This window comes from Sphaerochaeta sp. S2 (assembly GCF_016406725.1).
Lineage (GTDB): Bacteria > Spirochaetota > Spirochaetia > Sphaerochaetales > Sphaerochaetaceae > Sphaerochaeta.
This window is the reverse complement of the sequence record NZ_JAEKNT010000219.1, coordinates 1-7,797: the sequence shown is the minus strand read 5'-3', so window position 1 is coordinate 7,797 and position 7,797 is coordinate 1. Positions and strand designations below refer to the sequence as shown.

The following is a 7,797-nucleotide window of genomic DNA, read 5'->3' as shown; positions in this document are numbered from 1 at the left end:
TTGGAGTACCGTCAAGAGCAATCATAGCGCGGTCGATAGCAACCTGGTCAAGAGAATCCATACCTTCGAGTTCAGGTGCGATGATGTTGTTGACATTGTCTACAGCCTTCAAAACGCCCTTACCAAGATAGCGGCTCTTGTCCCCATCACGCAGCTCTACAGCTTCGTGGACTCCGGTGGAAGCACCAGAAGGAACTGCTGCACGGCCCATGGAACCATCCTCAAGAATGACATCTACTTCAACGGTGGGGTTACCACGTGAGTCAAGGATTTCCCTGGCTTCGATAAATTCAATAATGCTCATGAATATTCTCCTAATTACTGTATTGGAATAACAGTACTAATATTCGTATCTTTTACCGCTAATGTCAAGGCGAACGCACTTGTCGCCCCCCTTCTTGGCGGGCTATCATAGACCTATGGATAATGAACATGTATCATATCGTTTGCCTGTTTTAAGTAGGGATCTCCTCGATTCCATCATCTTTGCGATGGAGGATCAAGCGAACTTTTACTTCCTTGATCTCAAGGATGAGTTTCTCGTGAGAGAGGATGAGATACAATATCTCGATGATATTGATGAAGAAGAGCGCGAGAACCGGTTCATTCCCATACCTGACTGGGAACCATCGGATGGTTTCCATCTCATGGAAATGTTTGCAAACAGGGTAAGGAATCCCCTCTACCGATCCCGTCTTCTTGCCGCCCTACAGAGCGGGAGGGGGGTATTCAGAAAGTTCAAGGACACACTCTCTGAGACACCAATACTGGAGCGAAAATGGTTCAGTTTCCGTGATGAACAACTTAAGCGTGTGGTTGTCTCCTGGTACAGGGAACAGGAGAGCCTTACCCAACTGCTGGAGTTAAGCGATGAAGAGACAGAACTCACTGAAGACATCCTGTTGGAGGACTTCACCTTTGAAACCCTTGAAGGACCGGTAACCGAAGAGATCATGAATATGGTCCAATCATTGGTAACTGAACTTGAGGCAGGCAGTGAAGAAGACCGCATTGCAAGTATAGTTTTGATGCGTCACCTGGAACTCGACGAACTCGATCATTTCTACTTGGCCAAAGCACAGGATGGAAGTCTGGCAGCCTTCCTCTCCTACACCATGCTTGCCGACTATCTCGTGGAAGTCCCTCTCTTTGGAGTCAAGACTGAATACCGTGGTCTTGGCCTTTTCCGTCTCCTTTTCGACTCATTCAGCCGTCAGATGGCTCGATTCCACTACCAGAAGGTTGTAATTACCTTGGCATCTGGGTTCCTAGGAATGGAAAAACTCTTTGCCCCCTATGGTGCTAAGGAAGTTACCAAACAGCTCATTATTGATACAAAGAGTTGGAATACAACCCATCCAAGCTCAGAAGAAGCCTTTCTCTAAGCCTCTATACCCAGTACAGCACTTTTGTTAGACTGAAGGGTAAGGAGAACTACAATAGATGCGTGTAACCATTTGCGAAGACAAACATGATATGGGCTACCAGGCAGCAAAGCTGGGCATTGCCATTATCAAGGATGCAATCGATAAGAAAGGCCATGCTGTCATATCCGTCGCAACCGGTTTAAGTCAATTCTCCCTCTACGAACATCTTGCAAAAGCAGACATTGACTGGAGCAAGGTGGAGGCATTCGGCTTGGCTGAATATGTAGACCTTCCAGACACCCACTCTTCCAGTTTCCGTTATTACCTGAACAATCGCTTTGTCGAGAAAGTAACCCACCTTGGTGCATTTCACCAGATCAACGGAGATGCAGAAAATTTGGAAGAAGAGGTCAATCGTCTTAACGCCCTCATCAGAAAGAAAAAAGTGGATGTCTCCTTCCTTGGTATTGGGGAAAACGGACATATCGGGTTCAACGACCCTCCTGCCAATTTTGAAACCGACGACCCATACATTGTGGTTGAGCTTGAGGACCGATGCAGAAGGCAACAGGTAAGCGAAGGGTGGTTCTCAAAGATTGATGAGGTTCCCTCAAAAGCCATCACCATGTCTGTAAGACAGATTCTGAAAGCCAAACACCTTATCTGCTCCGTACCCGACCAAAGAAAAGCACGTGCGGTGGCCATGTGTCTCTATGACCAGATAGGGGTTTACTCCCCTTGTGCTGCGCTCAGGACAAAGAAAGAGTGCACCCTATTCCTGGACCGCACCGCTTCTATGTTGGTAATGGGCGACCGAAGATAGTTCTCACGGATTTATGGAAAGAATATATATCGGGGTATTGCCTCTAATATATTAGTATGTTAGACTATTAGTATAACATATATGGAGGCACCACTCATGATGCATATGTCACTTCGCTGGTTCGGCTCAAAGCACGATACCGTTACCCTACAACAGATCCGCCAGATTCCAGGCGTTGAAGGGGTTATCACCACCCTCTACGATATTCCCGCTGGACAAGTATGGCCGATTGAAAGAATCCAGGAGCTCAAGAAAGAGGTTGAAGCTGCTGACTTGAAAGTACTTGGTATTGAGAGCGTCAACATTCATGACGCCATCAAGATCGGTGGAGCAGATCGCGACAAATACATCGCCAACTACATCCAGACCCTTGAGAACCTCGGCAAGGAAGGAATTACCACCGTCTGTTACAACTTCATGCCGGTCTTTGACTGGACCAGGACTGAACTTGCCAAGATGAGAAGTGACGGAAGCACGGTATTGGCATATGACCAGAAAGTGGTGGATGGAATCGATCCACAGTCTTTCCTCGACCAGACGAACAACAGCTCCCAGGGCTTTGAGATGCCAGGCTGGGAACCAGAGCGCCTTGCAAAGATCAAGGAGCTGATGGAAGCGTACAAGGATGTCTCTGATGAAAAACTCTTTGAGAACCTTGTGTATTTCCTCAAAGCAATCCAGCCAACCTGTGAGACCTACGGGATCAAGATGGCAATCCATCCGGACGATCCAGCCTGGCCAGTGTTTGGCCTGCCAAGGATCATTACCAGCAAGGAGAAAATCCTGAAGGTCATGAAAGCTGTTGATGCACCATTCAATGGACTCACCTTCTGTGCAGGATCTTTTGGAACCAATCCAAAGAACGACCTTCCCGGTATTATCCGCTCTCTACCAGGAAGAATCCATTTTGCCCATATCAGGAACCTGCATCACTTTGGAGAGGGAGTGTTTGAGGAAGCAGCCCACCTCTCAAGCGATGGTTCCTTTGATCTCTATGAGATCGTAAAAGCACTCTATGATATCGGCTTCGAAGGACCAGCTCGACCAGACCATGGAAGAATGATCTGGGGAGAAGTGGCAATGCCCGGCTATGGATTGTATGACCGTGCACTCGGTGCATCCTACATTCTCGGGCTTTACGAGGCTATTCAGAAAAGTGACCAGAGGAAATAGTATGGCACAGATAGTCCGTGTTACTGCATCTGAGGAAATCTATCAGACCCTTCGGGACGAAATTCTCTCCCTGCGCTTCAAGCCGGGAGAGGAGTTGAACCTGCAACAGCTCTCCGTGCAGTTGCAGGTCAGTCGCTCTCCTGTCAGGGATGCACTCATGAGATTGAGCTCTGACAACCTGGTAGATATCTTTCCACAAAAAGGAACCCGAGTCTCCCTCATCAATCTGAAGCAGGTTGAAGAGGAACGTTTTTTGCGCAAAAGCCTTGAAGACCATGCAGTCAAGAAATTCATCTACGTGGCACGTGAAGATCATTTCAAGGCTATGGAAGCTGCAATTGAAGAACAGGCAGCGTATGCAATAGGGGATGATTTCATCAAATTCCTGGAAGCTGACAACACCTTCCACGCAATCATCTTCCAGGCCATTGGCATGCAACGCATCTGGAATATCATCCTCGCCCAAGGCGGAAACCACCACAGGATTCGGCTTCTCTCCTTTTATCAGAAAAATGTCCTTGCAGATATTATTGAGCAACACCGTCTGATGCTGAATGCACTCAAGCACAAACAACTTGATGCCATCCTCAACCTTGAGGATAAACACCTTTCAAAACTATTACAGGAAACTGAATTGATGGTTGGTCGATACCCTGAATACTTCAAACAGGAGAGGACGTACGCTCCACTTCAGTTCCAACACCAACAAGCCTGGAGGCCTTCATGAAACTAACCAATACTGGATTACAGAACAGAAGCGAATGGGAAGACAAAGGGTATATCCTGCCATCCTATGATCGCTCATCAATGGTACAGAAGACGGAGAAGCAACCTACCTGGGTGCATTTTGGTGCAGGAAATATTTTCCGCATTTTCCCCGCAGCACTCCAACAGAGACTCCTTAGCAAAGGACTTGCAGAGACAGGCATCATCGTAGGGGAAGGCTTTGACTACCAGATCATCGACGAGGTCTATGAGAAACACGACAATATGACCCTGATGGTAACCCTCAAGAGTGATGGATCCATCGCCAAGGAAGTCATTGCCTCTGTCGCAGCAGCCTACAAATGTGACTAGCAGTTCTCCAAAGAGTGGGCATTTTTCCAGAAGACCTTTCGCTCCCCTTCCCTTCAGATGGTGAGTTTCACCATCACGGAGAAAGGGTACGCTCTCAAGCGTGGGGATGGATCATTCCACCCTGCAATCGAGAAGGACCTTCTCTCAGGGCCAGAAAAGAATATCATGTTCCTTCCAAGGCTTGTTTCACTGATGTATGAACGCTATTTGGCTGATGGGGGCAAGCTTGCCCTTGTAAGCATGGACAACTGTTCACACAACGGGGAAAAGCTCCAGGACGCTGTCATGACCATTGCCCAGGCATGGGAAGAAAAAGGCCTGGTGAAAGAGGGCTTCGTCTCATATCTCCAGAGGGATGTCTCCTTTCCCTGGTCCATGATCGACAAGATCACCCCACGTCCAGATGCAAAGGTTGAAGCGATGCTCAAGGCCGATGGATTTGAGGACACCTCACTGGTTATCACCGACAAGAACACCTATACAGCGGCATTCGTAAATGCAGAGGAACCTCAGTACCTGGTCATTGAGGATGATTTCCCTGCCGGCAGGCCCCAACTCGAGGAAGTCGGTGTTTACTTCACTGACAGGGATACTGTCAATAAGGTTGAGAGGATGAAGGTAACCACCTGCTTGAATCCCCTGCATACAAGCCTCGCCATCTATGGCTGTCTGCTTTCACACTCACTCATCAGTGAGGAGATGAGGGACCCACAGTTGAAGAGGATGGTGGAAATCATCGGCTATGAGGAAGGGATGCCGGTGGTAACCGATCCCGGAATTCTTGACCCCAAGGCATTCATTGATGAAGTGCTCACCGTCAGGTTCCCCAACCCCTTCATGCCAGACACCCCTCAGAGAATTGCAACTGATACCAGCCAGAAACTTGCGATCAGGTTCGGAGAGACCATCAAGTCATACCTTGCCAGTGATAAGCTGGACGTTAAAGACTTGAAGCTCATCCCCTTGGTATTCGCTGGATGGCTACGCTACCTTATGGGACTGGATGATGATCTTACCCCATTCACCCCAAGCTCTGACCCACGTCTTGAAGAGGCACAGGCCTATCTCAAGGATATCAAGATTGGGATGAAGGGTCCTTTCCCTGCATTGGAAGCTCTGCTCAAGGACGAATCCATCTGGGGTGTTAACCTTCAAGAGATTGATATGGCAGACTTGGTGCTCTCCTACTTTGCTGAGTTGATAGCAGGAAAGGGAGCAATTCGAGCGACGTTGATCAAGTACGTACAATAGGATGGATGCTGATATGCAGCACTCACACACCGGGCGCCTCGTTATCGAGGCGCTCTATCTTGTCCTGGGAACAGCAGTGGCAGGCGCAGCAATTGCCCTATTCATCACTCCTGCAAGAATTGCCAGTGGAGGGGTCAACGGCGTTGCAACCATCCTCTACCATGTAACTGGGTTTGATACAGGATTGGTCATGCTTCTGATAAGTCTTCCACTCTTTTTCATAGGGCTGAGAATCTTTGGTCGTCTCTATGGAGCAAAGAGTCTGGCAGGAACGATACTGCTCAGTCTTTGGGTCAGCCTTATGGGCCAACTCACCAACTATGACGGGATATTACCCTACGTGGATAGGATGGATACGCTCCTCTCAGCTATCTTCGGAGGAGTCCTGCTTGGAAGTGGTATTGGGATTGTAATGCGATCAGGGGCAAACACTGGAGGTACTGATATCCTTGCCCAGATCATCAACCGCTATACACCGCTTGCCCTGGGAACAGCACTCTTCCTCTGTGATGGGCTTATCATTATCGCAGGTGCGCTTGTCTTTGGCCTGGAGCGTGCTCTCTTTGCGATCATCACGCTCTACATCTCAGGACAGATGGTGAATTTCATGGTAATGAACCTTGGGACCAAATACGCAAAAACAGCCTATATCGTCAGTGAAAATTATGATTCAATTGGAAAGCGTATCATCACAGAGCTAAGACATGGAGGCACTCTGATAAACGGTGTTGGTGTCTTTACACAGAAGGAGAGAAAGCTCCTCTTGGCTGTGGTTCACAACCAACAGATAAACCACCTGACACAGATTGTACACGAAGAGGACCCCAAGGCATTCATGTTTGTACACGAGACCTATCAGGCACTTGGGGAAGGGTTTGTCCCCATGGGGCGCATCATCAAATCAGAAAAACAACGGAGCAAGCAGAACCGTCCAAAGGGCTGAGAAAGAGAGAGAGATACTGCTCATGGCACCCTGTACACCGCCTATCTCCAAGGCCTTGCTGGTACCAAGTGCGTGGGAACAGGCCCCTATGCCGACCCCGTGCGCAAGGGCATCCTTGATCCCAAAGAGTTTTGCAAGCACTGGAGCGAGCAAATTTCCCGCAACCCCGCTGATGAGGGTGGAAGCAATGGTCAATGGGGGAAGACCACCGAACTGTTCAGTCAAAGCGATTGCTATTGGGGTGGTTACTGATTTGGAGAGCAGGCTTGCCAGAATTGTCCTATCCAAACCAAGCAGGTTGCATGTCACTACCACGGAGAAAAGAGCAGCCAAGGCTCCAGCCAAAGTCCCCAGGACTATCGGGAAAAAGGCCTGCCTCAGGACATCCCTCTGTCGGTAGATTGACAGGGCGAGCACAGCAGTGACCGGGGTAAGGAACATATAGATTACTGAGGAACCCTCTTCATAGGCGTCCAGAGGGATATCAAAAATGAGCAGTACAGCAATGATGATCAGCATGGCAATCACCAGTGGGTTTGCCAAAGGGTTTTTCAGTTTCTTGTTGATGAAAACCCCTGCCTGGAAGGCAAAGACCGAGAGGGATATCCCAAACAATGGAGAGCTAAGAATCTCAAGCATGTTTTCTCTCCCTTATCCTCTTCTGTACGAACTGAACCAGGACCACTGTCCAGCTACTCGCAGCAAAACAAGCAAACAACGAGACCAGATTCACCACAAGCAACTGCCACCAGATACTCTGGACCAATGAGGAGTACCTCAGGATCCCTACCACAGGAGGAATGAAAAAGAACGTCATGTTCTTGAGCATGAAGTCAGCACTCTCTTGTATCTGGTGCTCTTTGAGCAACCCACTGGAGAGCAGTACAAGAATCAGCAACATGCTGATCACACTGGAAGGAAGGGTAAACGGGAGCACCAAGGAAATGACATCCCCCACCAGACAGAGACCAAAAATAAGTGCAAGCTGTATCAAGTATTTCATGGATGCCATACCATACCCTATTGGAAGGTATTCTGGGAAGAGGTACCATAGACAGAAGGAGGCTTACCATGAATACAATCACTGACCATATCCTCTCACGTAGAAGCGTGCGAAGTTTTTCCAATGAACAGATAAGAGATGAGGACCTCGATCTCATTCT

General features: G+C 48.5%; 9 protein-coding genes and 1 pseudogene. 7 read left to right on the top strand and 3 right to left on the bottom strand.

Features of this window, described 5'->3' with window-relative positions:
* Nucleotides 1-304, bottom strand: a pseudogene (eno, locus tag JF818_RS06135) (phosphopyruvate hydratase); the annotation flags it as partial.
* A 115-nt stretch (nt 305-419) separates the two neighbouring features.
* Between eno and JF818_RS06130 the strand changes: the two are divergent.
* The 7 genes from JF818_RS06130 to JF818_RS06105 all read left to right on the top strand — a co-directional run bounded on the left by JF818_RS06130 (nt 420) and on the right by JF818_RS06105 (nt 6,634).
* Nucleotides 420-1,385 (top strand): UPF0158 family protein, encoded by a 966-nt coding sequence (locus tag JF818_RS06130; RefSeq protein ID WP_198891130.1) that lies wholly within the window; start codon nt 420-422, stop codon nt 1,383-1,385.
* Between the two features lie 58 nt (nt 1,386-1,443).
* Nucleotides 1,444-2,190: a glucosamine-6-phosphate deaminase gene (locus JF818_RS06125; RefSeq protein WP_198891128.1), complete on the top strand. Its 747-nt coding sequence runs from the start codon at nt 1,444-1,446 to the stop codon at nt 2,188-2,190.
* A 99-nt stretch (nt 2,191-2,289) separates the two neighbouring features.
* Nucleotides 2,290-3,363 (top strand): mannonate dehydratase, encoded by a 1,074-nt coding sequence (gene uxuA, locus JF818_RS06120; protein ID WP_198891132.1) that lies wholly within the window; start codon nt 2,290-2,292, stop codon nt 3,361-3,363.
* Between the two features lies 1 nt (nt 3,364).
* A complete protein-coding gene (locus tag JF818_RS06115) occupies nt 3,365-4,090 on the top strand; it encodes a GntR family transcriptional regulator (protein ID WP_198891126.1) in 726 nt (241 codons plus the stop codon).
* Nucleotides 4,087-4,440: a hypothetical protein gene (locus tag JF818_RS16645; RefSeq protein ID WP_370570311.1), complete on the top strand. Its 354-nt coding sequence runs from the start codon at nt 4,087-4,089 to the stop codon at nt 4,438-4,440. Before JF818_RS06115 ends, JF818_RS16645 begins: the two co-directional genes overlap by 4 nt.
* Nucleotides 4,441-4,500: 60 nt before the next feature.
* Nucleotides 4,501-5,691 carry a mannitol dehydrogenase family protein gene (locus tag JF818_RS06110; RefSeq protein ID WP_370570310.1) on the top strand — a complete coding sequence of 397 codons (1,191 nt, stop codon included), beginning with the start codon at nt 4,501-4,503 and terminating at the stop codon, nt 5,689-5,691.
* A gap of 13 nt (nt 5,692-5,704) precedes the next feature.
* Nucleotides 5,705-6,634, top strand: coding sequence for a YitT family protein (locus tag JF818_RS06105; RefSeq protein ID WP_198891124.1), 930 nt, complete (start codon nt 5,705-5,707; stop codon nt 6,632-6,634).
* On the opposite strand, the gene JF818_RS06100 is transcribed toward JF818_RS06105, so the two are convergent.
* Nucleotides 6,593-7,273 (bottom strand): LrgB family protein, encoded by a 681-nt coding sequence (locus JF818_RS06100; RefSeq protein WP_198891123.1) that lies wholly within the window; start codon nt 7,271-7,273, stop codon nt 6,593-6,595. The two genes, JF818_RS06105 and JF818_RS06100, sit on opposite strands and share 42 nt — an antisense overlap.
* Complete coding sequence (locus tag JF818_RS06095) at nt 7,266-7,637, bottom strand: CidA/LrgA family protein (RefSeq protein ID WP_198891121.1); 372 nt, start codon at nt 7,635-7,637, stop codon at nt 7,266-7,268. The genes JF818_RS06100 and JF818_RS06095 overlap by 8 nt, the downstream gene beginning before the upstream one ends.
* Nucleotides 7,638-7,797 lie beyond the last annotated feature (160 nt).